We start from the raw sequence: 23,744 nt of genomic DNA on the forward strand, positions 1-23,744 counted from the left end.
AATCGGCCCGGCGGTTCCCGGCGGTTCCAGGAGGGGCCTCAGGCGGCCGACGGCGTCACTGGGTGCGGTAGGCGTCGGTGATGGTCTGGTCGAGGGTGTTGCCGTCGGCGTCGGTCAGCTCGGCGCGCAGGGAGACACCGGTGCCGGCCGACGGGTTCTGGACCGTCACCGCGCCCGCTTCGAGCGGGAGGCGGGTCCACGAGGCGCCGCCGTCGGTGGAGGCCGAGACGGCCAGCGAGCGGGTGCGTCCGTCCGCGGCGGCTCCCTGCACGGTGACCGGAATCCGGAGCGCACTGCCGCCCGCCGCGGTGCCGGCCGGGCTGAGCTCGGGAGAGAACCGCACGACGCTCACCGGGAGCGCGGTCGGCCCGGTCGTGGTGGCCGAGGCGAAGGTCCAGAGCGCGTTCACGCGGGTGGTCGCGCCGGCCGCGGCCTTGCGGGTCACCGTGGTGGCCAGGCGGTACGAGGCCTTGCCCGAGGGCACGGTGAACTCGCCGCGTCCGGGTGCGTCGGACGCGGCGCCGACCAGCACACCGTCGCGGTACAGCGACGTGTACGCGGTGTCGAACGACGGGCTCCACGGCGCGTGGCCGTCGCCGTCGGCGAGCAGCGGGACGTTCGCGGTGATTCGGTCGCCGTCGCGTGAGACGGCGGGACGGTCGGTGAGCGCGGGGCCGAAGACCGGGCCGTCGAAGGTCTGGGTGATCGTGGCCCCGGCCCGTACGGCGATGCGGTCGGCGGTGTAGTAGTTCGGCGCGGTGCCGTCGGCGCGGGGGACGGTGAAGCCGATGTCCCAGGTGCCGCGCTCGGGTGCGACGAGGAAGGTGGCGGTGCCGGGTGTCGGCATGGACTGGGAGACGCCGAGGGCCGTTCCGTCGGTCGGCAGGAGGCTGAAGCGCGTGGTCCCCGTGCTGCCCGGCCCGACGGCGCTACGGATGTTCAGGGTGGCCAGCTCCTGGGCGGAGTAGTGCCGGGTGAGCCCGGTCAGCGCACGGGTGCCGGTGAAGGTCCGGCCGAGCGCGTAGTTGACGGTGTCGGTCTTCCAGTTGACGTCGATCCACTGCTTCAGCGCCCCGGCTTCGGTCTCGGGTCCCAGGTGGGCCACGCGCAGGTTCGGCGACCCGTTGAAGACGTTGCCGCTCCTGGTGACACCCTGGTGTGTGACCTCGACGAACGTCGAACCGTACACGAAGCTCGCGGAGCCGTCCGGGGGGCGGACGTCGACGGGGACGGTGGTCCGCGCGTCGACGGTGACGGTGGTGTCCCGGTCGAGGTCGAGGCGCGGTTGGACGATCCAGTCCGTCCCGATCGTGCCGTTCGCCCCCTGGGTCGAGCTCAGGGTGCTGTCCAGCAGGTACCGGCCCTTGGGCAGCCGCACGGTGGTGACGCCGGAGGCGTCCTGCTGCTCGAGGAACTCCTCGCCGCCGTCCTTGAAGACCCCGGCGACATGGGTGCGGTACTTCGCGGCCGGTTGGCCGGCGCGGTCCACGTGTTTGATGGTGAGGGTGTACGTCTGCGGCTCCGCGGCGAAGGCCGCGCTGCCGAAGGCGGGAGTCGAGGCGCCGACCAGGGCGACGGCGACGGCCAGGGCCCGGAGGGCGCTGCGGCGGGGAACGGAACGAGGGACGGAGCGGGGGACGGAAGTAGTGGTCATGCTCTGTACTGCTCGGACCGGCTCCGGAGTTCCTGTGAGCCGGACCACATCCGGAGCGGGGCGGCCCCCCGGGGGGCGCGGCCGGCGCCTGTGACACAGGTCACCGGAACCGGGGCGGCGGATCGGGCAGGGCAGAGTGTGGAAGCACTCATGAGAACGCGTCTCCGCCGCGGCGACCCCGACGTCCTGGGCGAGCTGTACGACGAGCACGCCCAGGTGTTGTACCGCTACGCCCTCCGCGTGACGGGCGACTGGGCGGAGGCCGAGGACGTCGTCTCGACGACCTTCCTGGAGGCGTGGCGGGGCCGGGAGAGACTGCACCCCGACGGTGACGGGCTGCGCCCGTGGCTGCTGGGGATCGCGACCAACATCATGCGCCGCACCGCCCGGGCCCGCCGGCGCCGTGACATCGCGCTCGCCCGGCTCCCGGAACGCGGCTTGGTCCCGGACTTCGCCGACGACCTGGTCGCGCACCTCGCGGACGTCGAGCACCTGCGTGCCGCGCACCGCGCGCTCGCCCGGCTCCGGCGCCGCGACCGGGAGGTCTTCACCCTCGTGGTGTGGGCCGGGCTGGACTACGCGAGCGCGGCCGAGGCGCTCGGCACGCCGGTCGGCACCGTCCGCTCGCGGCTCTCCCGGGCCCGGGCCCGACTGCGTGAACTCACCGAGGCGGAAGCCAGGGCCCAGGCCAAGGTCGAAGCCAGGGCCAGGGCCGAGGCCCGCGTCCCGTCGGCGCGGCACCGGTACCGGCACCGGCACCGGCACACCGGAACCGGAAAGCCCCCTGCGGCGGAGGGGCGGACCCCTTCCGCCGTCACCGCCCTGCCCGTACCGGGCCGCATCCCCGCGCTCCGGCCGTCGATCCACTCGATCCAGGAGAGCCACGGATGAACGCGACCCCACGGCGCGATACGCAGTGTCCGTCCTCCGCGCAGGACGAGCGCCGCGAACTCGCCGAGCTGCTGCCCCCGCCGACGGTGCCCGGCCTGGACGCGGATCGTCAACTGCTGCTGAGACGGGAGGTGTTGCGCAGGGCCGCCGCGTCCGCCGAACCGCGGGGCGGCGCCACCCGGCGTCCGGTCCGGATCGCGGTGCCGGCGCTCGCCTGCGCCCTCGCGGTCGTCGGCGTCGCGACGGTGGACCTTGGGGGTTCGGCCGGGCACGACCGCGTGGCGGTGACCGGGGGTGGCGCCGCCGGCACCTCCCACGCGGTACGGCTGCTCGACCACATCGCGCTCGCCGCCGCCGGAGCAGAGCAGTCGACGGTCCGCGCCGACCAGTTCGTCTACGTCGAGAGCAGGGTCGCCTACGCGGCCCAGAGCACGGCAGGCGGTCCCGTGACCATCGCCCCCGTACACACCCGGCAGGTCTGGCTGTCCGCCGACGGCAGCCGCCCCGGTCTGCTGCGCGAGGAGGGCGGGCCCGACACCCGGCTCGGCGAGAACGGACCGGTCCTCCACCTCGACCGGCCGGGAGGGACCGCCGGGCCCGACACCCCGCGCGGGAGCGGTCCGTCGATCGGTGAACCGACCAACGCGTACGTCGCCTCGCTGCCCACCGACCCGGACGCCCTGCTGAAGCTGATCAGGGAACAGACCCGCGGCGAGGGCCAGGACCCGGACCAGCGGGCGTTCACGGCGATCGGCGACCTGCTGGCCGAGACCTGGGCGCCGCCGCAGGTCAGCGCCGCGCTCTACCGGGCCGCCGGGCGGATTCCGGGGGTCACGGAGGTTGCTTCGGCCGTCGACGCCGCCGGACGCGAAGGCGTCGCCGTGGCGCGTACGGCGCACGGGCAGCAGACTCAGTGGGTCTTCGACCGGACCACGTACGCGTTCCTCGGCGAGCGCACGGTCCTCGCCGAGGCCGGCGAGGCAGGGCCGGCCGGGACGGTGGTCGGCGCCTCGGCGGTCCTCGCGAAGGCCGCCGTCGACCGCGTCGGCCAACTCCCCTCAACGGGCCGGTGATGCGGGCGGCAGTCGACCGACCGGCTCCGCGCCGTCCTCGACCCACCCGACTCCCGGGCCGGCGGATGGGCCGGCGGATGGGCCGGCGGACGGGCCGAACGACCGGATCGGCGGACGGTGACCTGGACGCGGTGGCGTTCCAGGCCTCGCTGTCGGTGGGGAGCGCGATCTCCAGCTTCGGTCGGCCGGTGGATGGTCCGGCCACCGGCCCCGAGGCGGAAGGCCCCCGGAGGCGGCCGGCTCCCCGGAGGCGCAGGCGGTCGGCAGCGGCAGGCCGATGACCAGCGCCGACGGGGCGGCGACAGTACGGCGCATCAGTTCCCGGCCACCACCGCAGCGTATGCGGAGAACGCATGAAAGGTGCCGACTCTGTCTTTGTGCGAATGGGTCGGGCGGCGGCAGGCTGTCGGCCATGCTCTTCACGAAGCCCCGCACCGCGCAGCGCCGCACCGCGCAGCGCCGCACCGCGCTGCTCGCAGCCCCGCTCCTCGCGGTCGGCCTGCTGGCCGGCTGCGCACAGCCGGCGCCCACGACCGCGCCCACGACCGCGCCCGCCACCGCCGCGCCCACCGCCTCGGTCGCGCCGACGGCCGAGTCCTTCCGCCGGCTGGAGCAGCACTTCGGCGCCCGCCTCGGCGTGTACCTGCTGGACACCGGCAGCGGGCGGGAGGTCGCCTACCGGGCGGACGAGCGGTTCGCGTTCGCCTCCACCTACAAGGCGCTGGCCGCGGGCGCGCTGCTGCGCCGCGCGTCCGACGCGGACCTCGACAAGGTGGTGACGTACCGCCAGGAGGACGTGCTGACGTGGGCGCCGGTCACCTCGGAACACGTGGCGACCGGCATGACCGTGCGCGACCTGCTGGCCGCGTCCCTCGATCGCAGCGACAACACCGCCGCCAACCTCGTCACGGACCAACTCGGCGGCCCCGCCGCGCTCCAGCAGGCCCTGCGCGAACTCGGCGACACGACCACCGAGGTCAGCCGCACCGAGCCGGGCCTCAACTCGGCCACCCCGGGCGACACCCGGGACACCAGCACGCCCCGCGTCCTCGCCGCCGACCTGCGCCGGTACGTCCTCGACGACGTCCTTCCCGCCGCCCGGCGGCAGTTGCTCGCCGAGCTGATGGTCGCCAACACCACCGGCGGCCCGTACATCCGCGCCGGCGTCCCCGCCGGGTGGAAGGTCGGCGACCGGACCGGCAACGCCGCCTACGGCACCCGCAACGACATCGCCGTCCTCTGGCCGGACGGCGGCCGCGCGCCCGTGGTCGTCGCCGTGCTGTCCGACCGACCCCGGCAGGACGCCGCCTCGGACGACGACCTGATCGCCCAGGCCACCAGGGCCGCCCTCGACTCCCTCGCCTGACACCGCGACCCGCGACCCGCGACCCGCGATCCGCGAGGAGAACCACCCCCGCCCCCGCTCTCGAACCACCGTGACACGCAGCACAGTTGAGACCGCGCGGCCCCGGACGAGCGGCAGCCCTCGTCCGGGACCCGGCCTGGCGTCAGCCCTTCGCCGGGACCGTGCGGTCGTGGGCGGGGCGCGGGCGCCAGGTGGGGGCGGCGGCGAGCGCGGCGAGGACGGGGGCGGCGGCGAGGAGGAGGCAGACGGAGAGGGGAACGTGTTCGGTGAGCAGGCCGACCAGCGCCGTGGAGGCCGAACCGCCCGCGTTGAAGGCCGTGTTGACCCAGGCTCCGGCCCGGGTGCGCTGCTCGGGCAGAGCGATCTCGTCGGTGAGCAGGTAGGCGGTGGTCAGCGTCGGGGCGACGGCCAGGCCGGCGACTGCGGCGACGACGGCCAGGACGGGGAGGTTCGGGGCGAGCGCCGCGAGGGCGAGTGCGGCGCCGAGCACGGCGGTCAGCACGGCGAGCCGATTCCCGGCCGCCGCACGCCAGTTGACGGCGCCGAGGGCGAGGCCGCCGATCGCGCTGCCCGCGGCGAGCGCGGCCTCCACCCAGGCGACGTCGGCGTCCCGCCCGTGCCGGCCCGCGAACACCACGGCCAGCAGGGCGAAAGCGCCGAGACCCGCGCCGACGCCGGCGGCTGCCGCCAGCGGCTGCCGGGCCCGGACCAGCAGCCCCCGCGTGCTCGAACTGCCGCCCTGCTCCGCGGTGTCGGCCCGATCGACCGCCGCTTCCCGCGGCACCGTGACCGCCAGCGCGATCGTCCCGCCGAGGACGAGCACCGCGCTGAGCAGCACGCCGGCCGCCGGACGGGCCGCCGCCGCGAGCACGCCCGCCAGCAACGGGCCGGTGACGTACAGGAGTTCCTCGGCGACGGTGTCGAGACTGTAGGCCCGGCGGCGCAGTTCGGGGTCCGTCACCAGCCGGCTCCACTGCGCGCGGGTGACCGGCCCGAGCGGCGGCGCGCACCCGCCCGCCGCCGCGGCCAGCACCAGCAGGACGGGGTACGGGGTGCCCGAGCTCCAGGTGGCGGCGGCCAGCCCGACCAGGGTGAGCGCGTACCCGGCGGCCATCGGCGGCAGGGCGCGTCGCGGCCCGTACCGGTCGACCAGCCCCGCCCGGGCCGGGGACAGCAGAACGCTGACGGTGGAGAACACCGCCATCACCCAGCCGGCCCGCGCGTACGAGCCGGTGGTGCCGGCGACGGCGAGCAGCAGCGACAGCGAGACGGTGCCGTAGGAGAGGCGGCCGATCAGGGCCGCACCGAACAGCCGGGCGGCACCAGGGGTGCGCAGAACAGCCCAATAGGACGAAGACATCGAAGAGTTCCTCGAAGAGAACGGCGCAGCGCGCGCCGGTGAACAGGGACGCCGAAGGCACCGCGCCACCGGTCCTGGTGGGCGGTCGCCGTGCGGGGTCCTAGTCACGGAGGAGGAACATGCCGGGAATGCTAGCCGACGGGGCCCGAACGCCGTCCACCGAATATGCCCGTCACGCCGGCGTGTAGCCGCGGGCCCGCACCAGGTCCTGTACGAGGCGGGTGAACGCCCGGCTTGCCGCGCTGCGGTAGGCGCCCTCGCGGTGCAGCAGGGTGACGGTGCGGGTCGGCAGGGGCGGGTCGAGCGGGACGGGGGCGAGGTGCGGGTGGTCGTCGGTGATGGCGTCGGGCAGGACGGTGGCCAGGTCGGTGCGGCGGACGATCTCGGTGAGGGCCTGGATGGAGTTGGCCTCGACCGTGATGCGCGGGGTGCTGCGGTGCCGCGCGAAGTACTCGTCGATGTGGCCGCGGGTGGCGAAGTCGCCTGTCAGTAGCGCGAGTTGTTCGTCGCGGAGGGCGCTCACCGGCAGTGGGTCGGGCAGTGTGCGGGCGCGTGCGGCGGAGGCGACCAGGCCGAGTGTCTCGGTGAACAGCGCGGTGCCCGCCACGCCGGGCAGGTGGGCGCCGACGAAGGCGATGCCGAGGTCGAGTTCGTCGGCGAGGAGGGCGGCTTCGACGCGGTCCTGGGTGGTCTCGGTGAGCGTGAGGCCGACGCCGGGGTGCCGGGTGTGCAGCGCGGCGGTGAGCGGGCCGACCAGGTAGGCGGTGAACGTGGGGGTGACGCCGAGGCGCAGGTGGCCGCGGCTCAGGTCCTGGACGTCGTGGACGGCGCGTTCGGCGGCGGCGAGGTCGCGCAGCGCGCGGCGGGCGTGGTCGGTGTAGACCGCGCCGGCGTCGGTGAGTCGCACGGTGCGGCCGGTGCGGTCCAGCAGTTGGACGCCGAGGGTCTTCTCCAGCTGCTTGATCTGCTGGGACAGCGTGGGCTGCGAGATGTGCAGCTCCTCGGCGGCGCGGGTGAAGTTGCCCTGCTCGGCCACGGCGAGCAGGTAGCGCAGGTGACGCAGTTCGACGGAGACCGGGGAAGCCAGGGAAGCCATGCCCACCACTATAGATACGACCAATAACAACCATGGCTTACAGCTCTTGGACGCTATGGGTGCAGGTCATGCATGGTGGATCTCACCAGCCCACCGAGGCCGGTACTCGCTCTCGAAGGGAGTGACCACCACCATGCAGGACATCACCGACGGCGTCGCCCGTTTCCAACGCGACGTCTTCCCGGCCAAGCGGGACCTCTTCGCCCGTCTGGCCACCCACCACACCCCGGGCACGCTGTTCATCGGCTGCTCGGACGCCCGGGTCGTCCCGGAGCTGATCACCGGCGCCGAACCCGGCGAGCTGTTCGTCGTCCGCACCGCCGGCAACCTGGTGCCCGCCTACACGCCCGGGGCCGACGGGATCTCCGCCAGCATCGAGTACGCCGTCGCGGTCCTGGGGGTGCGGGACGTCATCGTCTGCGGCCACTCCGCGTGCGGCGCGATGACCGCCCTCGCCGAGGGCCGGGACCTCGCCGCGGCGCCGGCCGTCGCGTCCTGGCTGCGCCACGCGGACGCCTCCGTGGCGCGCACGGCCGCCGACGGCGGCGTCCCGGCCCTGGTCCGCGCGAACGTCCTCGCCCAGCTGGCCAATCTCGCCACCCACCCGTCCGTGGCCCGCGCCCTGGCGGCGCACCGGGTCGCGCTGCACGGCTGGGTCTACGACATCCCCACCGGTCGCATCGACGACCTCACCCCCGCCGCCGTCGCGGCCTGATCCCCGAAGGAATCCGCCATGCCCCACGCCCAGTTCTCCCCGACCGCCCGCGAGGCCCTGGCCGCCAAGGCCGTCGACGCCAAGACCCGCAAGGACCTCGCCTGGCAGCAGATCGCCGACGCGTCCGGCCTGTCCGTCGCCTTCACCACCGCCGCCGTGCTCGGCCAGCACCCCCTGCCGAAGGAGTCCGCCGAGGCCGTCGCCGCGCTCCTCGGCCTGGACGACGACGACGCGATGCTGCTGCAGACCATCCCGCTGCGCGGCTCGATGCCCGACCGCATCCCGACCGACCCGACGATGTACCGCTTCTACGAGATGCTCCAGGTCTACGGCACCACGCTGAAGGCCCTGGTCCACGAGCAGTTCGGCGACGGCATCATCTCCGCCATCAACTTCCGGCTGGACGTGAAGAAGGTCGCCGACCCGGACGGCGGCGAGCGCGCCGTCATCACCCTGGACGGCAAGTACCTCCCCACCAAGCCGTTCTGACACCACCGAGCCGTTCCGACGCCACCGGACCGTTCCGACGTTCCGACACCCCGCTCACGCCGAGGGGCGGGCCGGCCGGCCCGCCCCTCCCGACTCCGAGGAGCCACCGTGGACTTCGCCCGCCGCACCATCGACCTCGCCCGCCGGAACGTCCTCGACGGCGGCCGCCCCTTCGCGACCGTCATCGTCAAGGACGGCGAGATCCTCGCCGAGAGCCCCAACCTGGTCGCCCAGACCGGCGATCCGACGGCGCACGCCGAGATCCTCGCCATCCGCGAGGCCTGCACCCGGCTCGGCACCGAGCACCTGACCGGGACCACCATCTACGTGCTGGCCCACCCGTGCCCGATGTGCCTGGGCTCGCTCTACTACTGCTCGCCGGACGAGGTGGTCTTCCTCACCACCCGCGACGCGTACCGGCCGCACTACGTCGACGACCGGAAGTACTTCGAACTCGACTCGTTCTACGGGGAGTTCGCCAAGCCGTGGCAGGAGCGCCGGCTGCCGATGCGGCACGACGACCGGGTGGACGCCGTCGACGTCTACCGCCTGTGGCAGCAGCGCAACGGCGGCGAGCGCCGCGTCGCGGGTGCGCCGACCGCCGAGTGACCCCGAGCGGCCTACACCGGGCTGGCCGCGTAGACGTGCTCGGCGAACTCGGCGAACTGCTCGTCCGGGAGGTGCCTGGCCAGGTCCGCTTCGCTGATCATGCCGACCATCCGCTTGTTCTCGATCACGGGGAGTCGGCGGATGCGGTGGCTCTCCATCTCGCGGAGCACGTCGTCGAGGCCCGCGTCCGCGTCGATCCAGCGCGGCATGCCCTCGATGATGTCGGCCGCCGTGCACTCGGCCGGGTTCTGGCCGCGCGCGACGCACTTCACGACGATGTCGCGGTCGGTGATGATGCCGCAGAGCCGTTCGTCGTGGGTCTCGTCGCCGACCGGCAGCGCGCCCACGTTCAGCGTGTTCATCAGCTGGGCGGCGCGCTGCAGCGTCTCGTTCCTGGTGATCCAGTGGGCACCGGGGTGCATGATGTCCTTGGCCGTGGTCATGCCGTCCTCCTGCGGTACGAGAGTGTGGCCCCTCGTCCAGGTTCCCCCTGCGGTCCGGTCCCCGCGAACCGGATCGTCCCGGGGGCGTCGGCGGGTTCAGGCGGCGGTTTCAGGCGGCGGTTTCAGGCACCGGTCTCCGCCAGCACTCTGGCCGCGTGCACCTTCCCGGCGTGCTCGACGAGCGTGATCAGCACGGTCTTTCCCGAGCCCCGCTCCCGCGCGTCGCACAGCACCACGGGGGTGTCCCCGTCGAGGTCGAGCGCCCGGGAGACCTCGTCGGGGTGGAAGGTCCGGGTGCCGTCGAAGTGGTTGACGGCGACCACGAATGGGATGCCGCGGTGCTCGAAGAAGTCGACGGCGGGGAAGCAGTCGGTGAGGCGGCGGGTGTCGGCGAGCACGACGGCGCCGAGCGCGCCCTGCGCGAGTTCGTCCCAGAGGAACCAGAAGCGGTCCTGGCCGGGGGTGCCGAACAGGTAGACGGACAGGCCCTCGCGGATGGTGATCCGGCCGAAGTCCATGGCGACGGTGGTGGTGGTCTTGCGTTCGACCCCGCCGAGGTCGTCGACGTGGGCGCCGGCGGTGGTCAACTGCTCCTCGGTGCGCAGCGGTCTGATCTCGCTGACGGCCCCGACCAGGGTGGTCTTGCCGACGCCGAAGCCGCCCGCCACCAGGATCTTCAGGGCGAGGTCGGTGCTGTCAGAGCGCGCGAAGTCCATGGACGACCTCCTGGAGGATGTGTTCGTGCGGGAGCAGGGCCGGTGGGACGGGGCGGCTGACCCGGACGAGTTCGGCGTCGAGGAGGTCGCCGAGCAGGACCCGGACCACGCCGAGCGGCAGGTCGAGGTCGGCGGCGATCTCGGCGACGGACAGGGCGTTGCCGCGGCACAGGTGCAGGATGGCGGCCGGTTCGGGGCCGATCGGCAGGACGGCCGGGTCGGGGACGTCGGTGACGACCAGGGCGATCAGGTCGAAGGGCTGTCCGGGGCGGGTGCGGCCCTTGGTGAGCGCGTAGGGACGGACCATCGGGCCGGCGGCCTCGTCGTACCACTGGACGGGGAGGTCGGGCGGCGGCGGGTAGCCGGACGCGGAGCCGGGCAGGTAATGGCGCGGCGGGTAGGCCAACGGGCTCACCCTTCCCGGGGGTCGCGCGGGGCGGCGTGCAGGTGTTCGCCGACGCGGCGCACCAGGCGGGCCATCTCGTAGGCGACCAGGCCGAGATCGGCGTCGGGTCCGGCGAAGACGGCCAGGCAGGAGGCCTGCCCGGCGGCCGCGACGAGCAGGTAGCCGCGGTCCAGCTCGACCATGGTCTGGCGGACCCGGCCGGCGTCGAAGTGCCGGCCCGCGCCCTTGGCGAGGCTGTGGAAGCCGGAGGCGACGGCGGCCAGGTGTTCGGTGTCCTCGCGGGCCAGGCCGGCCGAGTTGCCCATCGACAGTCCGTCGGCGGAGAGCATCACGGCGCACCTGACCTGGGCGGTGCGGGTGACCAACTCGTCGAGCAGCCAGTTGAGTTCGCCGCTGTGGTAGGTGGTGCCGATCATCGGTGGCGGTCTCCTGCGTCGGAAGGGGCGGGGGCGCTGCCGCGGGCCCAGCCGCGCTGGAATGCGGCCATGGCGGTGCGGGCCTGTTCGGGGTCGCGCTCGGCCGGCGCGGCGGACCGCAGCCCGGGCCGGGGGTCCGGTGCGGGGGCTTCGCGCAGTTGCGGCGCGAGGCTGGCCTGCCGGACCCGGCGCGGGAGTCGGTCCTCCCCGTCGGCGGCCGGCGGGAGCGCGGCGGGCGCCAGCGCGAGGGCGAGCGGCAGCACGGGCGCGGGCGGCAGGACCAGTGCGGGCGGCAGGACCGGTGCGGGCGGTTCGGCGAGCGCGGTGGCGGACCGCCGCGTTTCGGGCGCCGTCGGCGTCAACGGCCGTGCGGGGCGGGCGGGTTCGGCATCCGCGACGGGCTCGGCGGGCGCGCCGTCGTCCGCGCCGCGCGGGTCGAGCAGGTCGGTGGGGAGCAGCACGACGGCGGTGGTGCCGCCGTAGGGGGACGGCCGCAGGGCGACCTTGACGCCGTGCCGTTGGGCGAGGCGGCTGACCACGAACAGGCCGAGCCGGTCGCTGTCGAACAGGTCGATCCGGTCGCCGACGGCGATCCGCCGGTTGGCGTCGGCGAGGGCTTCGGGGCCCATGCCGAGGCCGCGGTCCTCGATCTCGACGGCGTAGCCGGTGCCGACCTGTTCGCCGCGGATGTGCACCTTGGTGTGCGGGGGCGAGAACCCGGTGGCGTTCTCGACGAGTTCGGCGAGCAGGTGGGTGAGGTCGGCGACGGCGGGGCCGGTGACGGCGGCGTGCGGGAGGCGGTGGACGTCGATCCGGGCGTACTCCTCGACCTCGGCGACGGCGGCGCGGACCACGTCGGTGAGCGGGACGGGTTTGCGCCAGGCGCGGCCGGGGGCGGCGCCGGAGAGGATGATCAGGCCTTCGGCGTGCCGGCGCATCCGGGTGGTGAGGTGGTCGAGCCGGAACAGGTCGTCGAGTTCGGCGGGGTCCTCGGTGCGGCGTTCCATGGCGTCGAGCAGGGTGAGCTGGCGGTGCACCAGGACCTGGCTGCGGCGGGCGAGGTTGACGAAGACGCCGGAGACGCCGGAGAGCACTTCGGCGCGTTCGACGGCGGCGGTGACGGCGGCCCGCTGCACGGTGTCGAGGGCCTGGTGGACCTGGCCGATCTCGTCGCCGCCGTGGTCGCGCAGCGGCGCCTCGGCGTCCACGTCGACCTCTTGGCCGGACCTCAGCCTGCGCATGGTGGCGGGGAGTCGGCGTCCGGCGAGTTCGAGGGCGGAGTTGCGCAGGGCGTGCAGTTCGGCGACCAGTCCGCGGCCGATCCGGACGGAGATCAGCAGGGCGGCGAGGACGGCGAGCAGGCCGAGCAGCACGGTGGCGCCGGAGGTGGTGAACAGGCCGAGGGCGTAGGGGTCGGCGCGTTCGGCGGCGGCCTGGCCGGCCTGCTGTTCGACGGCGGCGAGGTCGTGGGCGGTGGTGGCGGCGACGGTGTTCCAGCGGTCGGCGGGGACGGCGGCGAGCGCGGCGCGCGGGTCGGCGGCGGCGGTGAGGGCGTCCTCGTAGCGGCGCAGTTCCCGGTAGTCGCTCCCGTCGGTGACGGCGGCCAGCGCGGTGCGGTCGGCGGGGCGCAGGTCGGGGGCGGCGGCCTGTTCGAACTGGGTGCGGGCCGAGGCGGCCTGTTGGACGGCGCGGAACTGGGGGTCGTCGAGTCGTCCGGCCCGGGCGGCGGCGCGTAACAGGGCGTCCTCGCGGGCGAGTTGTTCGCGGGAGCGGGCGAATTCGAGCAGCACGCGGGCGTCGGCGGCGACCCGGTGGTCCTGAAGGGCGGTGAGCGAGCCGGCCACGGCGAGGGCGTGGTCGACGGCGGTGGTGTAGGCGGTGCAGGCGTCGTCCCAGCGGACGCCGTGGCCGAGGATCTGGCGGCGCAGCGCGGGGAGGGCGGCGAGGGAGCGGGTCAGGGTGTCGAGGCGGTCGGCGGGTTCGGCGCCGAGCCCTTCGGCGTCGGCGAGGTTGTAGCCGGGGGCGAGGGCGAGCGGGGCGGCGGCCCGGTCGGTGTTCTGGGCGGCGGTGCGGAGTTCGGCGTCGCGGGCGGGGTCGGGGCCGGTGGTGGCGAGGAGTTGTCCGGCGGCGGTGCGTTCGGCCTGTAAGGCGGTGACGGTGCGGTCGAGGGGGCCGCGGAGGGTGGTGTCGACGTCCTTGATCCGCAGCAGGTTCCAGACGTCGCTCGCGGTGCTGACGGTGGCGAACGACCAGAGGGCCATCAGGGCGACGACGGGGAGGATCAGGACGGCGACGATCCGGGCGCGGACGGTGCGCGGGCGCAGGCTCGGCCGGGTCGGCGGGGCGGCGGGGGGCGGGGTCTCGTCGGCGGGCGGTCCGGCGTGGGCGCCGCGGCGGGGGGCGCCGGGCCTGCCGCGGGCGGGTCCGCGGGGGGTGCTGGGGGCGGGTGGGCCGTTGCGGGCGGTGCCGCGGGGCGGGCGCATGGGCGGGAGGGCCTTTCGGGGGGACGGGCGGTCAGGCGGCGCGGCCGAGTTCTTCGACGGCGATTTCGCCGGCTTCGCGGTAGGCGGCGTTCTCCTGGGCGGTCGGGGAGAGCGAGACGAACGCGGCGGTGAGGAAGAGGAAGGAGCCGAGTCCGACGGCCAGCGGGAAGACGAACTGCATGGGGGTGGCGCCGCCGAGTCCGCTGCGGGCGGGTTCCATGTGGACGTGGACGGCGGCCATGCCGGTGTAGTGCATGCAGCTGACGGCGATGCCCATGACGAGCGAGGCGGCCGCGGCGGCGTACACGTTGCGGATGGTGACGGCGGCCCAGAGGGCGGCGGTGGCGGCGCCGACGGCGATCAGCACGGACAGTGCGACGGTGCCGAACCGGTAGTGGAGTTCGCCGTGGATGCGGACGGCGGCCATGCCGATGTAGTGCATCGCGGCGACGCCGAGGCCGGTGGTGAGACCGCCGAGCAGCAGGCTGCGGCCGCGGTGCCGGCCGTGGCCGACGACGAACACGCCGAGGCCGACGACGGCGACGGCGACCAGCAGGCTGAGCACCGTCAGCGGTATGTCGTAGCGGAGTTCGGTGCCGCCGACGGTGAAGCCGAACATGGCGACGAAGTGCATGGTCCAGATGCCGGAGCCGATCGCGGCGGCGGCGGTGAGCAGCCAGTTGCGGCGGGAGGCGCCGGTGGCGGAGAGCGCGCGCAGGGTGCACCGGAGGCCGAGGGCCGCGCCCACGCAGGCCATCGCGTAGGAGAGGACTGGGGTGAGCCAGCCGAAACTGAAGTGGTCCATCGATCCCATGGGTGCCTCCCGCGAGTGCCCGGCGGCGCTCGCCCACTCTGGTGTTGTGCAGGGCTCCTGGGTGCCAGGGCTCCTGTGGTCCGGGGACGCTGGACGCTACCCAGAGTTGAGAGATGGTCACCAGAAGATCTGAAAAACACCACGCGTCGTAGGCGCGGTGTGCTCGAATGGGCCTGCGGCCTATGCCCGTTGCATGCTCCGCCGGCCCCCACCGCGCGCTCCGCGTACCGCCGGCGGATATCCCGGGTGCGAACTGTCGGCCGGAGCCGATACCCTCCGCGTGCTTCCCTGTTGGAACATCAATTCGAGGGTGTCCGTTGTCCTATCCTGTCCCGCCCCCGCCGACCGGTACGTTCGGCGCCCCCATGGACGCCTTTCCGGGCGCGGAGGGCGCAGTCGGCCCGCAGGGGCCGTTCGCCGGGCCGTTCTGCCGCTTCTGCGGTTCGGTCCCCGCCGTGGAGGCCACCGTCCGCGGTCACCAGGGCATCGTGGTGATCATGCGCTTCCTCAAGCTGGGGGGACCGTTCTGCCGCGACTGCGGCCTGGCGACGGTGCGCCGGATGACCGCGCGCAGCATGTGGCAGGGCTGGTGGGGCTTCGCCTCGATGGTGATCAACCCGATCACCATGCTGTACAACCTGGCGGCCTGGTCGAAGATCCGCCGCCTGCCCGCGCCGCTGCCGGGCGCGCCGGGCACCCCGGCCGCGCCGGGCCGTCCGCTGTGGCAGCGGGCGGAGGTCCTCGGCCTGCTGCTGCCGGTACTGCTGGTCTCCGCGCTGGTGTGGAACGGCGGCCACTCCTGGCGCGACACGGGCAGCGGCCCCGCCCCGACCCGGATCGACGTCAGCCCGTACCCGACCCCGACAAGCTCCGTCGCCGACCCGGCCACCATCAAGGCCGGCGACTGCGTGCGCCAGACCGGCAGTTCCTCCCGCACCTTCCTGGTCGTGGTCGACTGCGCCGCCCCGAACGCCGACGCCAAGGTGGTCGGCCGCTCCTCCTCGACCGCCGACGACGCCTGCGACGCCTTCCCCGAGAGCGACAGCGCTCTCGTCCGCAAGGACGGCCCCAACCCCGTCACGCTCTGCCTGGTGAAGGTCACCCACCCCACCGCCTGAGCCACCCGCACCGCCCGCTCCCCCGTCTGCACTCCGGGAGCGGGCGGTGCGCGCTGTCTACCGGCGGGTCAGGCGGACCCGGACCGGGCCGCGGACCTCCAGGGTGATGCCGGTGCCCAGCGGGACGTCGGTGTCGACGGCGCTCACCTCGAACTCCCGCAGCAGCATGGCCAGCGCGAGCACCGACTCCATCATCGAGAAGTGCTGGCCGATGCAGGCGCGCGGGCCGCCGCCGAACGGGAACCAGGCGTAGCGGTGCCGGGCGGCCTCGCGCTCGGGGGTGAACCGCTCGGGGTCGAAGCGCTCGGGGTCCTCCCAGTGGTCGGGGTGGCGGTGCGTCACGTACGGGGCGACCAGTACGTCCGCGCCGGCCGGGATCTCGACGCCGCCGACCACGGTGGACTTCACGGCCCGCCGGCCGACCGAGTAGGCGGCCGGGAAGAGCCGCATCGTCTCCTTCAACACCTTGGTCAGGTACGGGAGTTCGGCGTAGTCGGCGGCGGTGGGGCGACGGCCGTCGGCGAGCAGGTCGACGGCCTCCCGGTACGCCAGGCGCTGTTCCTCGGGGTGCTTGCCGAGCAGGTGCAGGGCGAAGGCCATCGAGGTGGCGGTGGTCTCGTGGCCGGCCAGCAGGAAGATCAGCACCTGTTCGCGCAGTTCGGTGGCGTCGAGCTGGTTGCCGTCCTCGTCGCGGGCCTTGGCGAGCAGGCCGAGCAGGTCCTCGCCGTCCCGGTCGTCCGTGACGCCCTCGGCGGCGCGCCGGGCGATGATCCCGTCGCACACCGCGTACAGGGTGCGTTCGGCCTCCAGCGCCTTGCGGTGGCCGGGCAGCGGCCATTCGCGCGGCAGGCGGACGGGGGACATGCCGCGGCTGCGGACGAACGCGGCGAGGGTCGGGAAGGCGTCGTGGACGGTCTCCACGGCCTGCTCGACGTCCTGCCCGAACAGGATGCGGGCGACGGTGCGCAGCGCGAAGCCGGACATCTCCTCGGCCAGCTCGACCGTGGCGTCGGGCCGGGCGGCCCAGCGCCCGATCAGCGATTCGGTCTCGACGGCGATGGCGTCGGCGTACTGGTCGACCCGGCGGCGGGTGAACAGCGGCTGGACCAGGCGGCGTTGGCGCAGGTAGTCCTCGTCCTGGGAGGTCAGCAGGCCGTTGCCGAAGCTGGCCCGGATCTCGCCGTAGAAGACGTTGTCCTTGCGGAAGTTGGCCGATTCGGTGGCCAGCACCTGCTGGGCGCCCTCGGGCGAGGCGACCAGGTAGATCTGGGCGCGCAGCCCGGGCGGGCCGGCCTGGATGCGCAGCACGTCTCCGTGTTCGCGGCGGGCGGCGAGGTAGGTGGCGAGCGCGTCGCGCTTGAGGTCGAGCAGCGAGCCGATCAACGGCAGTCCGGCCGGGCCGGGCACGCGGGTGGTCGCGGTCATGGAATTCCCCCTCTGTCGGCGGGCGAACCCCCGACTGGCAGGGGCACGCTGACTGTGCGTCAGTATTCCCTGGTGGGACGCGGTTTGGCGAGGAATGTGCGCGGTGGCCGGATCCGGCGCTTGAGGGCGGCACATGCGGCCCTTAAGTTGGCCTTAAGGTCGCTGGTGCGAGGGGAAGGGGCTGTCGATCCCCGCAGCTGCGGCACTATGCTGCGGCACTATGATCTGCTGATCGGCCCCCGACCACCGCCGTGTCCGCCCACCACGACCAGGGGAACCCCTCCATGCGCAGCGCCAGAAGCCTCCTCGCCGCCACCGCCGTGCTCGCCCTCGCGGTGGGCCTGACCGCGTGCACCGCCAACAACTCCCCGTCGAACAACTCGGCGCAGAACGCGCCCAAGGTCGAGGGCACGGTGACGGTGTTCGCGGCGGCCTCCCTCAAGGAGTCCTTCACCGAGCTCGGCAAGCGCTTCGAGACCGCCTACCCGGGCGCCAAGGTGACCTTCAACTTCGGCGGCTCCTCCGCACTCGCCCAGAGCATCGTCTCCGGCGCGCCCGTGGACGTGTTCGCGGCGGCCAGCCCGGCCACCATGAAGACCGTCACGGACGCCAAGCTGACCGGCCAGGACCCGCGGGTGTTCGTCCGCAACACGCTGGAGATCGCCGTCGCCAAGGGCAACCCGAAGCACATCGCCGGCCTGAAGGACCTCGGCGGCGCGAAGACCGCGCTGTGCGCCAAGGAGGTGCCGTGCGGCGCGGCCGCCGTCACCGCGCTGAAGGCCGCCGGCGTCGAGCTCACCCCCGCCACCTACGAGCAGGACGTCAAGGGCGCGCTCACCAAGGTCGAGCTCGGCGAGGTGGACGCCTCGCTCGTGTACCGCACCGACGTGAAGGCGGACGCGGCGAAGATCGACGGCGTGGAGTTCCCCGAGGCCGCGCAGGCCGTCAACGACTACCCGGTCGTCGCCCTCGGCAAGGCGCCCAACGCCAACGGCGCCGCCGCGTTCCTCGGCTACCTGAACTCCATGGACGCCCGCCGGGTGCTCACGGACGCCGGCTTCCAGGTGCCGTGAGCACTCCCCGAACCACCACCGCACCACACCCCCGGGGCCGGCGGCGGCCCCGGGGGACCCCCCGCGTCCCGGCAGCGCTGCTGCTGCCCGCCCTGCTCGGCCTCGCCTTCCTGGTGCTGCCGCTGCTCGGCCTGCTGATCCGCGCGCCGTGGAGCGCGCTGCCCGAGCTGCTCACCGGCCCCGAGGTGTGGCAGGCGCTGCGACTGTCGCTGATCTCCGCGACCGCCGCCACCGGCGTCTCGCTGCTGCTCGGCGTCCCACTGGCCTGGCTGCTGGCCCGCACCGAGTTCCCCGGCCGCCGCCTGCTGCGCGCCCTGGTCACCCTGCCTCTGGTGCTGCCGCCGGTGGTCGGCGGCGTCGCTCTGCTGCTGGTGCTCGGCCGCAACGGCATCGTCGGCCGCTGGCTGGACTCCGCGACCGGCATCACCCTCCCGTTCACCACCGCCGGCGTGGTCGTCGCCGAGGCGTTCGTCGCCATGCCGTTCCTGGTGATCAGCGTGGAGGGCGCGCTGCGCGCCGCCGACCCGCGCTACGAGGAGGCCGCCGCGACCCTCGGCGCGTCCCGGCTGACCGCGTTCCGCCGGGTCACCCTGCCGCTGGTCGCCCCCGGCATCGGCGCGGGCGCGGTGCTCGCCTGGGCGCGCGCGCTCGGCGAGTTCGGCGCGACCATCACCTTCGCCGGGAACTTCCCCGGCCGCACCCAGACCATGCCGCTCGCCGTGTACCTCGCCATGGAGTCCGACCCCGAGGCGGCCATCGCGCTCAGCCTGATCCTGCTCACCGTCTCCGTCGCGGTCCTCGCCGGACTGCGCGACCGCTGGATGTCCACGCCGTGACCGCCGCCCTCGACGCCCGCCTGTGCGTCGCCCGTGACACCTTCACCCTCGACGTCGCGTTCTCCGCGCAGCCCGGCGAAGTCCTCGCCCTGCTCGGGCCCAACGGCGCCGGCAAGTCCACCGCGCTGCGCGCCCTCGCCGGGCTGCTCCCGCTCACCTCCGGCCGACTCGCCCTCGACGGCTCGGAGTGGGACTCCCCCTCCGCGGGCGTCTTCGTTCCCGCCGAGCAGCGCCCGATCGGCGTGGTCTTCCAGGACTACCTGCTCTTCCCGCACCTGTCCGCGCTCGACAACGTCGCCTTCGGCCTGCGCTGCAAGGGACGTCGGCGCGCCGCCGCCCGCGCCGAGGCACTGCCCTGGCTCGACCGCATGGGCCTCGCCGAGCACGCCGGGCAGCGCCCCGCGAAGCTCTCCGGCGGCCAGGCCCAGCGCGTCGCCCTCGCCCGCGCCCTCGCCGTCCGCCCCCGCCTGCTGCTCCTCGACGAACCGCTGGCCGCGCTCGACGCCCGCACCCGGCTCGACGTCCGCGCCGAACTCCGCCGCCACCTCGCCGAGTTCGAGGCCGTCGCGGTGCTCGTCACGCACGACCCGCTGGACGCGATGGTGCTCGCCGACCGCCTCGTCGTCATCGAGGCCGGCCAGGTCGTCCAGACCGGCCGCCCCGCCGAGGTGGCCCGCCGGCCGCGCACCGACTACATCGCCCGCCTGGTCGGACTCAACCTGTACCAGGGCACCGCCGACGGCCGCCGCGTCACCCTCCCCGAAGGCCAGGTCCTCACCACCGACGAGGAGTTGACCGGCCCCGCGTTCGTCGCCTTCCCGCCCGACGCGGTCACCCTGCACCGCCACCGCCCCGAGACCAGCGCCCGCAACCTCTTCCCCTGCACCGTCGCCGGCCTCGACCTCCACGGCGACCGCTTCCGCGTCGACCTCACCGGCCCCCTCCCCCTCGCCGCCGACCTCACCCCCACCGCCGCCACCGCCCTCGACCTCACCCCCGGCACCCCCGTCTGGGCCGCCGTCAAGGCCACCCAGACCCACGCCTACCCGGCCTGACGGGCGGGCGGCCGCGCCCGCCGTTTCGCGTTCAGGCCTGGACGGGCTCCGCCGCGCAGCGTCGGGAACGGGGCGTCCGTTCGTCGCGGGTGGTCGCCGCGGCCACCGCGCACGCCGCCAGCGCGAGTGCCGCCGCCGCGAGCGGGAACCAGCGCCCGCCCAGCAGCCCGATCGCCGCCGACCCGGCCACACCGCCGGCCGCCGTGCCCAGGTACAGCGCGCTGCTGTTCAGCGAGATCAGCAGCGGCGCGCTGTCCGGATCGATCGACGCCAGGCGGTGCGGCAGCGCCACCGACACCGCCCACCCGGCCAGCGGCACCACCAGGGCGTACCCGAGCGCCCCCGGCATGGAACGCCCCAGCCAGGGCAGCGCGGCGAACGCGCCCGCCGCTGCCGCCGAGCCGACCAGCAGCACCCGGCGCACCCCGAGGCGGTCCACCAGGCGTCCGCCCAGCCAACTGCCGGCCACCGACATCACGCCGACGGTCAGCAGGATCACGCTCAGCCGACCCCCGTCGCCGCCGGTGGCGCCCGAGACGGCGGTGGCCAGGTAGATGTAGACGCTCTGGAAGGCGAGGAAGAACACCAGCGTGGTGGCCGCCGCGCCGAGCACCCGGGGCCGGGCCAGCGGCGCGAGGCGCGACCGGAGGGTGGGGGCGGCGACGGGGGTGGGCAGGCCGCGCAGCAGCAGGGCCAGGCCCGCGAGCGCGGCCAGTCCCAGCGCGGTGACCAGCCACATCGTCAGCCGCCAGTCGGCGCGCCCGACCCAGGTGCCCACCGGCACGCCCAGCGCGGTGGCGACCGTCATCCCGCCGAGCACGGTGGCCAGCGCCCGTCCGCGCCGCTCGGGGGCGACCAGGGTGGTGGCCACCGCGTTGGCGGTCGGCGTGTAGAGGGCGGCACCGGCCGCCGCCAGCACCCGGGTGGCCAGCAGCAGCCCGTAGCTGGGAGCGACCGCGCTGAGCGCGTTGGCCGCGCTGAACACCGCGAGCGCGGTCAGCAGCAGGCGCCGGCGCGGCCAGCGGGCGGTGAGCGTGGCCAGCACCGGGGCGAGCAGCGCGTAGCCGAGCGCGAAGACGGTGACCAGTTGGCCGGCGGCCGGCACCGACACCCCCAGGTCGGCGGAGACGGGACCGAGGATGCCGGCCACCACCATCGAGTCGGTGCCCACGGCGAAGGTGCCGAGGGCGAGCAGGAGCAGACGTACGGGCACAGGAAGCCCCCCGGGGCGCAGGAACGGGTTCGGCGAATGGCAGGACTGCGCCACGGACTGTTGGACGAGCATGCAACAGTTGGACGCTCGTCAAACATTCGGGGATGGGTGGATGATTGTCAAACAATCACTGCCCCGACCCCAGCCCCGGCCCCGGCCCCGAGGAGCACGCGCCACCGTGACCGACACCGACCGGCTTCCCCAGCCCGCCACCGCCGACATCGACCTCGTCACCGTCCTGCACGCCCTCGGCGACCCCGTGCGCATGACGCTGCTGCTCAGCTACGCCGACGGCGCCGAGCACTCCTGCGACCCGGGGGGCCTCGGCCTGGAGCACCTCCACAAGTCGACCGTCTCCCACCACATGCGCGTCCTGCGCGAGGCCGGCGTCACCACCACCCGCGTCGCCGGCCGCAACCGCCTCGTCAGCCTGCGCCGCACCGACCTCGACACCCGCTACCCCGGCCTGCTCGACGCCCTCCTCGCAGCCGCGTCCTCCTGACCGACCGACACCGACTGCTGTGCGCACGGGGCAGGCGACGACGCCGCCGTCGGACCCGTCCGCCCACCGAAGCAGCGGCACCCGCGGCCGGCCCCACCGCAGCAATTCGGCACCCGTCCCCACGCCGGCCCGCCGGGACGCGAGGTCCGAATGCCGCCAGCACCCGGCCCCCGGTCGGACGAGGATCGAAACCCTCCGGTACTGCGCCGCCCCGCCCCCGCAGGGCCCGTGGACGCCGCCGTCGCCGACGGGCCGTTGCCGTCCCGCTCGCCGACGGGACGGCCCCGGTCTCCGTACCGCCGCCCGACCCGCACCCGAGGACATCCCGTGCACACCGCCACCGCCCCGACCGCCGCCGAACGCGCCCTCGGCACCGCCGACTGGTCCGCGCTGACCGCCGAACTCGACTCCCACGGCTGCGCGTTGACGCCCCGCCTGCTCGACCCCGCCCAGTGCCGGCAACTCGCCGCGCTCTACGACCGGCCCGAACTGTTCCGCAGCACGGTCGACATGGCCCGCCATCGCTTCGGCTCCGGCCAGTACCGCTACTTCACCCACGACCTGCCCGAGCCGGTCGCCGCCCTGCGCGAGGCCCTCTACCCCCGCCTGCTGACCGTCGCCCGCGCCTGGGCCGACCGGCTCGGCCGCCCCGCGCCCTGGCCCGACACCCTGGCCGAGTGGACCGCCAGGTGCCGCGCGGCCGGCCAGGACAAGAGCTCCCAGATCCTGCTGAGCTACGGCCCCGGCGACTGGAACGCCCTGCACCGCGACGTCTTCGGCGACCTCGTCTTCCCGCTCCAGGTCGTCGTCGGCCTCGACGTTCACGGCACCGACTACACGGGCGGCGAATTCCTCCTCGTCGAACAGCGGCCCCGCACCCAGTCCCGCGGCACCGCCACCGTCCTGCCGCAGGGCCACGGCCTGGTCTTCACCACCCGCGACCGCCCCGTCCCCTCCGCCCGCGGCCACTACGCCGCGCCCGTCCGGCACGGTGTCAGCACCGTCCGCAGCGGCCGCCGTCACACCCTCGGCCTGGTCTTCCACGACGCCTGACACACTGCTCACCATGATCAACGACGGCATACCCGCCACCGCCCAGACACCGGCCCCGGCCCCGGCACGCACCTACACCCTCATCGGCCCCGACGGCCGCCCGTACACCAGTACCACCCCCGGCACTCTCGGCGGCTACCGCCGCGATCGCCTCTACGGCCGCCTCGACTGCCCCTCCGCCCTGCGGTTCATCGCCGCCGGCGGCTACGTCAGCCACCGCGTCTTCTTCCCCGACGAGGCCACCGCGATCGCCGCCGGCTACCGGCCCTGCGCCAAGTGCCTGCCCGAGAAGTACCGGCAGTGGAAGACCCGAAGGACCCCCGAATCGTGAACGCCCGTTCCCCCTTGATCCCCACCCCCGAGGCCGCCGCCTACGGGCCGTTGCCCGCGCCCGCCGCGCACACCGCCGCCGAACTCGCCGCCCTGCTGCGCCTGCTCGCCGAGCACCGCCGCCCGCCCCTGCACAGCGTCACGATCGGCCACAGCCGCGACGACGCCTCCCGCGCCGCCGCCACCGCGTTCGCCGACGCCTGGCGCGCCGCCGGCCGCACCGTCCTCGCCGTCGTCGACTGGCCCGAACAGGCCGCCTCCTGGCTGCGGCCCGCCCACCGCCTCACCGACCCCGGACCCGACGCCCTCGTCATCGCCGCCGCCCCGCTCGGCTGGGCCCAACTCGCCCGCCGCCTCGCCCGCAGCACCCCCTGGCGCCCGGAGCGCACCTTCGGCTTCGCCTCCCTCGCCGAACCGGCCGCCACCGCACTGGCCGGACCGGGCGTCCTGGACGGCGTGCGCGGCGCGGGCCCGGACGGCGACACCTGGCGGATCGGTCCGTTTTCGGTCAGATGCGAGTCGACACGCATGACACGTTCAGTCGCCGGATACACACTCTCAGGCACCTGAGCGTCTTCCGGGCTACATGTGAATGAACACAAGGATGT

General features: G+C 74.5%; 25 protein-coding genes. 14 read left to right on the plus strand and 11 right to left on the minus strand.

What is annotated here, in order from left to right:
- Nucleotides 1-55: 55 nt before the first annotated feature.
- Nucleotides 56-1,654 carry a serine protease gene (locus tag ACFV4P_RS08345; RefSeq protein ID WP_380468623.1) on the minus strand — a complete coding sequence of 533 codons (1,599 nt, stop codon included), beginning with the start codon at nucleotides 1,652-1,654 and terminating at the stop codon, nucleotides 56-58.
- Between the two features lie 150 nt (nucleotides 1,655-1,804).
- Between ACFV4P_RS08345 and ACFV4P_RS08350 the strand changes: the two genes are divergently transcribed.
- From ACFV4P_RS08350 to bla, 3 genes are all read left to right on the plus strand, one after another.
- Nucleotides 1,805-2,545, plus strand: a complete 741-nt coding sequence (locus ACFV4P_RS08350; RefSeq protein ID WP_380468625.1) for an RNA polymerase sigma factor — start codon at nucleotides 1,805-1,807, stop codon at nucleotides 2,543-2,545.
- Nucleotides 2,542-3,618 (plus strand): CU044_5270 family protein, encoded by a 1,077-nt coding sequence (locus ACFV4P_RS08355; RefSeq protein ID WP_380468627.1) that lies wholly within the window; start codon nucleotides 2,542-2,544, stop codon nucleotides 3,616-3,618. Before ACFV4P_RS08350 ends, ACFV4P_RS08355 begins: the two co-directional genes overlap by 4 nt.
- 412 nt (nucleotides 3,619-4,030) lie before the next feature.
- Nucleotides 4,031-4,984 (plus strand): class A beta-lactamase, encoded by a 954-nt coding sequence (gene bla, locus ACFV4P_RS08360; RefSeq protein ID WP_380468629.1) that lies wholly within the window; start codon nucleotides 4,031-4,033, stop codon nucleotides 4,982-4,984.
- Nucleotides 4,985-5,126: 142 nt separating this feature from the next.
- On the opposite strand, the gene ACFV4P_RS08365 is transcribed toward bla, so the two are convergent.
- Nucleotides 5,127-6,344: an MFS transporter gene (locus tag ACFV4P_RS08365; RefSeq protein WP_380468631.1), complete on the minus strand. Its 1,218-nt coding sequence runs from the start codon at nucleotides 6,342-6,344 to the stop codon at nucleotides 5,127-5,129.
- 172 nt (nucleotides 6,345-6,516) lie between these two features.
- A complete protein-coding gene (cynR, locus tag ACFV4P_RS08370) occupies nucleotides 6,517-7,440 on the minus strand; it encodes a transcriptional regulator CynR (RefSeq protein ID WP_380468633.1) in 924 nt (307 codons plus the stop codon).
- 133 nt (nucleotides 7,441-7,573) lie between these two features.
- On the opposite strand from cynR, the gene ACFV4P_RS08375 reads away from it, so the two are divergent.
- The 3 genes from ACFV4P_RS08375 (at nucleotide 7,574) to ACFV4P_RS08385 (ending at nucleotide 9,253) form a co-directional block, all read left to right on the plus strand.
- Complete coding sequence (locus ACFV4P_RS08375) at nucleotides 7,574-8,155, plus strand: carbonic anhydrase (protein ID WP_380468635.1); 582 nt, start codon at nucleotides 7,574-7,576, stop codon at nucleotides 8,153-8,155.
- Between the two features lie 18 nt (nucleotides 8,156-8,173).
- Nucleotides 8,174-8,644 (plus strand): cyanase, encoded by a 471-nt coding sequence (cynS, locus tag ACFV4P_RS08380; RefSeq protein ID WP_380468637.1) that lies wholly within the window; start codon nucleotides 8,174-8,176, stop codon nucleotides 8,642-8,644.
- A 108-nt stretch (nucleotides 8,645-8,752) separates the two neighbouring features.
- Entirely contained in the window at nucleotides 8,753-9,253 is a 501-nt protein-coding gene (locus tag ACFV4P_RS08385; RefSeq protein ID WP_380468639.1) for a nucleoside deaminase, read from the plus strand.
- An 11-nt stretch (nucleotides 9,254-9,264) separates the two neighbouring features.
- Here ACFV4P_RS08385 and ACFV4P_RS08390 read toward each other — a convergent pair whose 3' ends face one another.
- The 6 genes from ACFV4P_RS08390 to ACFV4P_RS08415 all read right to left on the minus strand — a co-directional run bounded on the left by ACFV4P_RS08390 (nucleotide 9,265) and on the right by ACFV4P_RS08415 (nucleotide 14,531).
- A complete protein-coding gene (locus tag ACFV4P_RS08390; RefSeq protein ID WP_380468641.1) occupies nucleotides 9,265-9,696 on the minus strand; it encodes a CBS domain-containing protein in 432 nt (143 codons plus the stop codon).
- 122 nt (nucleotides 9,697-9,818) lie between these two features.
- Complete coding sequence (locus ACFV4P_RS08395; RefSeq protein WP_380468643.1) at nucleotides 9,819-10,412, minus strand: ATP/GTP-binding protein; 594 nt, start codon at nucleotides 10,410-10,412, stop codon at nucleotides 9,819-9,821.
- The gene (locus ACFV4P_RS08400; protein WP_083646596.1) at nucleotides 10,393-10,719 is read right to left on the minus strand and encodes a DUF742 domain-containing protein; all 327 of its coding nucleotides are present in this window, start codon (nucleotides 10,717-10,719) and stop codon (nucleotides 10,393-10,395) included. Before ACFV4P_RS08400 ends, ACFV4P_RS08395 begins: the two co-directional genes overlap by 20 nt.
- 104 nt (nucleotides 10,720-10,823) lie before the next feature.
- On the minus strand, nucleotides 10,824-11,234 hold the full coding sequence (locus ACFV4P_RS08405; protein WP_073809074.1) for a roadblock/LC7 domain-containing protein: 411 nt from the start codon (nucleotides 11,232-11,234) through the stop codon (nucleotides 10,824-10,826).
- A complete protein-coding gene (locus tag ACFV4P_RS08410) occupies nucleotides 11,231-13,717 on the minus strand; it encodes a nitrate- and nitrite sensing domain-containing protein (protein WP_380468645.1) in 2,487 nt (828 codons plus the stop codon). Before ACFV4P_RS08410 ends, ACFV4P_RS08405 begins: the two co-directional genes overlap by 4 nt.
- 31 nt (nucleotides 13,718-13,748) lie before the next feature.
- Nucleotides 13,749-14,531, minus strand: coding sequence for an MHYT domain-containing protein (locus ACFV4P_RS08415; RefSeq protein ID WP_380468647.1), 783 nt, complete (start codon nucleotides 14,529-14,531; stop codon nucleotides 13,749-13,751).
- A 365-nt stretch (nucleotides 14,532-14,896) separates the two neighbouring features.
- On the opposite strand from ACFV4P_RS08415, the gene ACFV4P_RS08420 reads away from it, so the two are divergent.
- A complete protein-coding gene (locus ACFV4P_RS08420; protein ID WP_380468649.1) occupies nucleotides 14,897-15,649 on the plus strand; it encodes a hypothetical protein in 753 nt (250 codons plus the stop codon).
- Nucleotides 15,650-15,706: 57 nt separating this feature from the next.
- Here ACFV4P_RS08420 and ACFV4P_RS08425 read toward each other — a convergent pair whose 3' ends face one another.
- The gene (locus ACFV4P_RS08425; protein WP_380468651.1) at nucleotides 15,707-17,074 is read right to left on the minus strand and encodes a cytochrome P450; all 1,368 of its coding nucleotides are present in this window, start codon (nucleotides 17,072-17,074) and stop codon (nucleotides 15,707-15,709) included.
- Nucleotides 17,075-17,358: 284 nt separating this feature from the next.
- Here ACFV4P_RS08425 and modA point away from each other — a divergent pair, with 284 nt between their 5' ends.
- From modA to ACFV4P_RS08440, 3 genes are read left to right on the plus strand one after another with little or no spacing between them, the layout of a single operon-like run.
- Nucleotides 17,359-18,147, plus strand: a complete 789-nt coding sequence (modA, locus tag ACFV4P_RS08430; protein ID WP_380468653.1) for a molybdate ABC transporter substrate-binding protein — start codon at nucleotides 17,359-17,361, stop codon at nucleotides 18,145-18,147.
- On the plus strand, nucleotides 18,144-18,983 hold the full coding sequence (locus tag ACFV4P_RS08435) for an ABC transporter permease (protein WP_380468655.1): 840 nt from the start codon (nucleotides 18,144-18,146) through the stop codon (nucleotides 18,981-18,983). Before modA ends, ACFV4P_RS08435 begins: the two co-directional genes overlap by 4 nt.
- The gene (locus ACFV4P_RS08440) at nucleotides 18,965-20,038 is read left to right on the plus strand and encodes an ABC transporter ATP-binding protein (protein WP_380469129.1); all 1,074 of its coding nucleotides are present in this window, start codon (nucleotides 18,965-18,967) and stop codon (nucleotides 20,036-20,038) included. The genes ACFV4P_RS08435 and ACFV4P_RS08440 overlap by 19 nt, the downstream gene beginning before the upstream one ends.
- A gap of 31 nt (nucleotides 20,039-20,069) precedes the next feature.
- On the opposite strand, the gene ACFV4P_RS08445 is transcribed toward ACFV4P_RS08440, so the two are convergent.
- Nucleotides 20,070-21,251 (minus strand): MFS transporter, encoded by a 1,182-nt coding sequence (locus ACFV4P_RS08445; protein ID WP_380468657.1) that lies wholly within the window; start codon nucleotides 21,249-21,251, stop codon nucleotides 20,070-20,072.
- Between the two features lie 178 nt (nucleotides 21,252-21,429).
- On the opposite strand from ACFV4P_RS08445, the gene ACFV4P_RS08450 reads away from it, so the two are divergent.
- The 4 genes from ACFV4P_RS08450 to ACFV4P_RS08465 all read left to right on the plus strand — a co-directional run bounded on the left by ACFV4P_RS08450 (nucleotide 21,430) and on the right by ACFV4P_RS08465 (nucleotide 23,706).
- The gene (locus ACFV4P_RS08450; protein ID WP_380468659.1) at nucleotides 21,430-21,753 is read left to right on the plus strand and encodes an ArsR/SmtB family transcription factor; all 324 of its coding nucleotides are present in this window, start codon (nucleotides 21,430-21,432) and stop codon (nucleotides 21,751-21,753) included.
- Between the two features lie 327 nt (nucleotides 21,754-22,080).
- Complete coding sequence (locus ACFV4P_RS08455) at nucleotides 22,081-22,806, plus strand: 2OG-Fe(II) oxygenase (protein ID WP_380468661.1); 726 nt, start codon at nucleotides 22,081-22,083, stop codon at nucleotides 22,804-22,806.
- 13 nt (nucleotides 22,807-22,819) lie between these two features.
- Nucleotides 22,820-23,137, plus strand: a complete 318-nt coding sequence (locus ACFV4P_RS08460; protein ID WP_380468663.1) for an Ada metal-binding domain-containing protein — start codon at nucleotides 22,820-22,822, stop codon at nucleotides 23,135-23,137.
- Nucleotides 23,134-23,706 carry a hypothetical protein gene (locus ACFV4P_RS08465; protein ID WP_380468665.1) on the plus strand — a complete coding sequence of 191 codons (573 nt, stop codon included), beginning with the start codon at nucleotides 23,134-23,136 and terminating at the stop codon, nucleotides 23,704-23,706. Before ACFV4P_RS08460 ends, ACFV4P_RS08465 begins: the two co-directional genes overlap by 4 nt.
- The last annotated feature ends 38 nt before the right edge of the window (nucleotides 23,707-23,744 follow it).

Origin of the sequence: Kitasatospora sp. NPDC059795, assembly GCF_042732175.1 — a bacterium.
Lineage (GTDB): Bacteria > Actinomycetota > Actinomycetes > Streptomycetales > Streptomycetaceae > Kitasatospora.

What these genes read in the sequence shown, in the direction of transcription:
- ACFV4P_RS08375 (WP_380468635.1), top strand. Translation starts at nt 7,574, where the DNA reads ATGCAGGACATCACCGACGGCGTCGCCCGTTTCCAACGCGACGTCTTC.
- ACFV4P_RS08420 (WP_380468649.1), top strand. Translation starts at nt 14,897, where the DNA reads ATGGACGCCTTTCCGGGCGCGGAGGGCGCAGTCGGCCCGCAGGGGCCG.
- modA (WP_380468653.1), top strand. Translation starts at nt 17,359, where the DNA reads ATGCGCAGCGCCAGAAGCCTCCTCGCCGCCACCGCCGTGCTCGCCCTC.
- ACFV4P_RS08365 (WP_380468631.1), bottom strand. Translation starts at nt 6,344, where the DNA reads ATGTCTTCGTCCTATTGGGCTGTTCTGCGCACCCCTGGTGCCGCCCGG.
- cynS (WP_380468637.1), top strand. Translation starts at nt 8,174, where the DNA reads ATGCCCCACGCCCAGTTCTCCCCGACCGCCCGCGAGGCCCTGGCCGCC.
- ACFV4P_RS08460 (WP_380468663.1), top strand. Translation starts at nt 22,820, where the DNA reads ATGATCAACGACGGCATACCCGCCACCGCCCAGACACCGGCCCCGGCC.
- ACFV4P_RS08415 (WP_380468647.1), bottom strand. Translation starts at nt 14,531, where the DNA reads ATGGGATCGATGGACCACTTCAGTTTCGGCTGGCTCACCCCAGTCCTC.
- cynR (WP_380468633.1), bottom strand. Translation starts at nt 7,440, where the DNA reads ATGGCTTCCCTGGCTTCCCCGGTCTCCGTCGAACTGCGTCACCTGCGC.
- ACFV4P_RS08405 (WP_073809074.1), bottom strand. Translation starts at nt 11,234, where the DNA reads ATGATCGGCACCACCTACCACAGCGGCGAACTCAACTGGCTGCTCGAC.
- ACFV4P_RS08425 (WP_380468651.1), bottom strand. Translation starts at nt 17,074, where the DNA reads ATGACCGCGACCACCCGCGTGCCCGGCCCGGCCGGACTGCCGTTGATC.
- ACFV4P_RS08395 (WP_380468643.1), bottom strand. Translation starts at nt 10,412, where the DNA reads ATGGACTTCGCGCGCTCTGACAGCACCGACCTCGCCCTGAAGATCCTG.
- ACFV4P_RS08390 (WP_380468641.1), bottom strand. Translation starts at nt 9,696, where the DNA reads ATGACCACGGCCAAGGACATCATGCACCCCGGTGCCCACTGGATCACC.
- bla (WP_380468629.1), top strand. Translation starts at nt 4,031, where the DNA reads ATGCTCTTCACGAAGCCCCGCACCGCGCAGCGCCGCACCGCGCAGCGC.
- ACFV4P_RS08355 (WP_380468627.1), top strand. Translation starts at nt 2,542, where the DNA reads ATGAACGCGACCCCACGGCGCGATACGCAGTGTCCGTCCTCCGCGCAG.
- ACFV4P_RS08345 (WP_380468623.1), bottom strand. Translation starts at nt 1,654, where the DNA reads ATGACCACTACTTCCGTCCCCCGCTCCGTCCCTCGTTCCGTTCCCCGC.
- ACFV4P_RS08410 (WP_380468645.1), bottom strand. Translation starts at nt 13,717, where the DNA reads ATGCGCCCGCCCCGCGGCACCGCCCGCAACGGCCCACCCGCCCCCAGC.
- ACFV4P_RS08350 (WP_380468625.1), top strand. Translation starts at nt 1,805, where the DNA reads ATGAGAACGCGTCTCCGCCGCGGCGACCCCGACGTCCTGGGCGAGCTG.
- ACFV4P_RS08400 (WP_083646596.1), bottom strand. Translation starts at nt 10,719, where the DNA reads ATGGTCCGTCCCTACGCGCTCACCAAGGGCCGCACCCGCCCCGGACAG.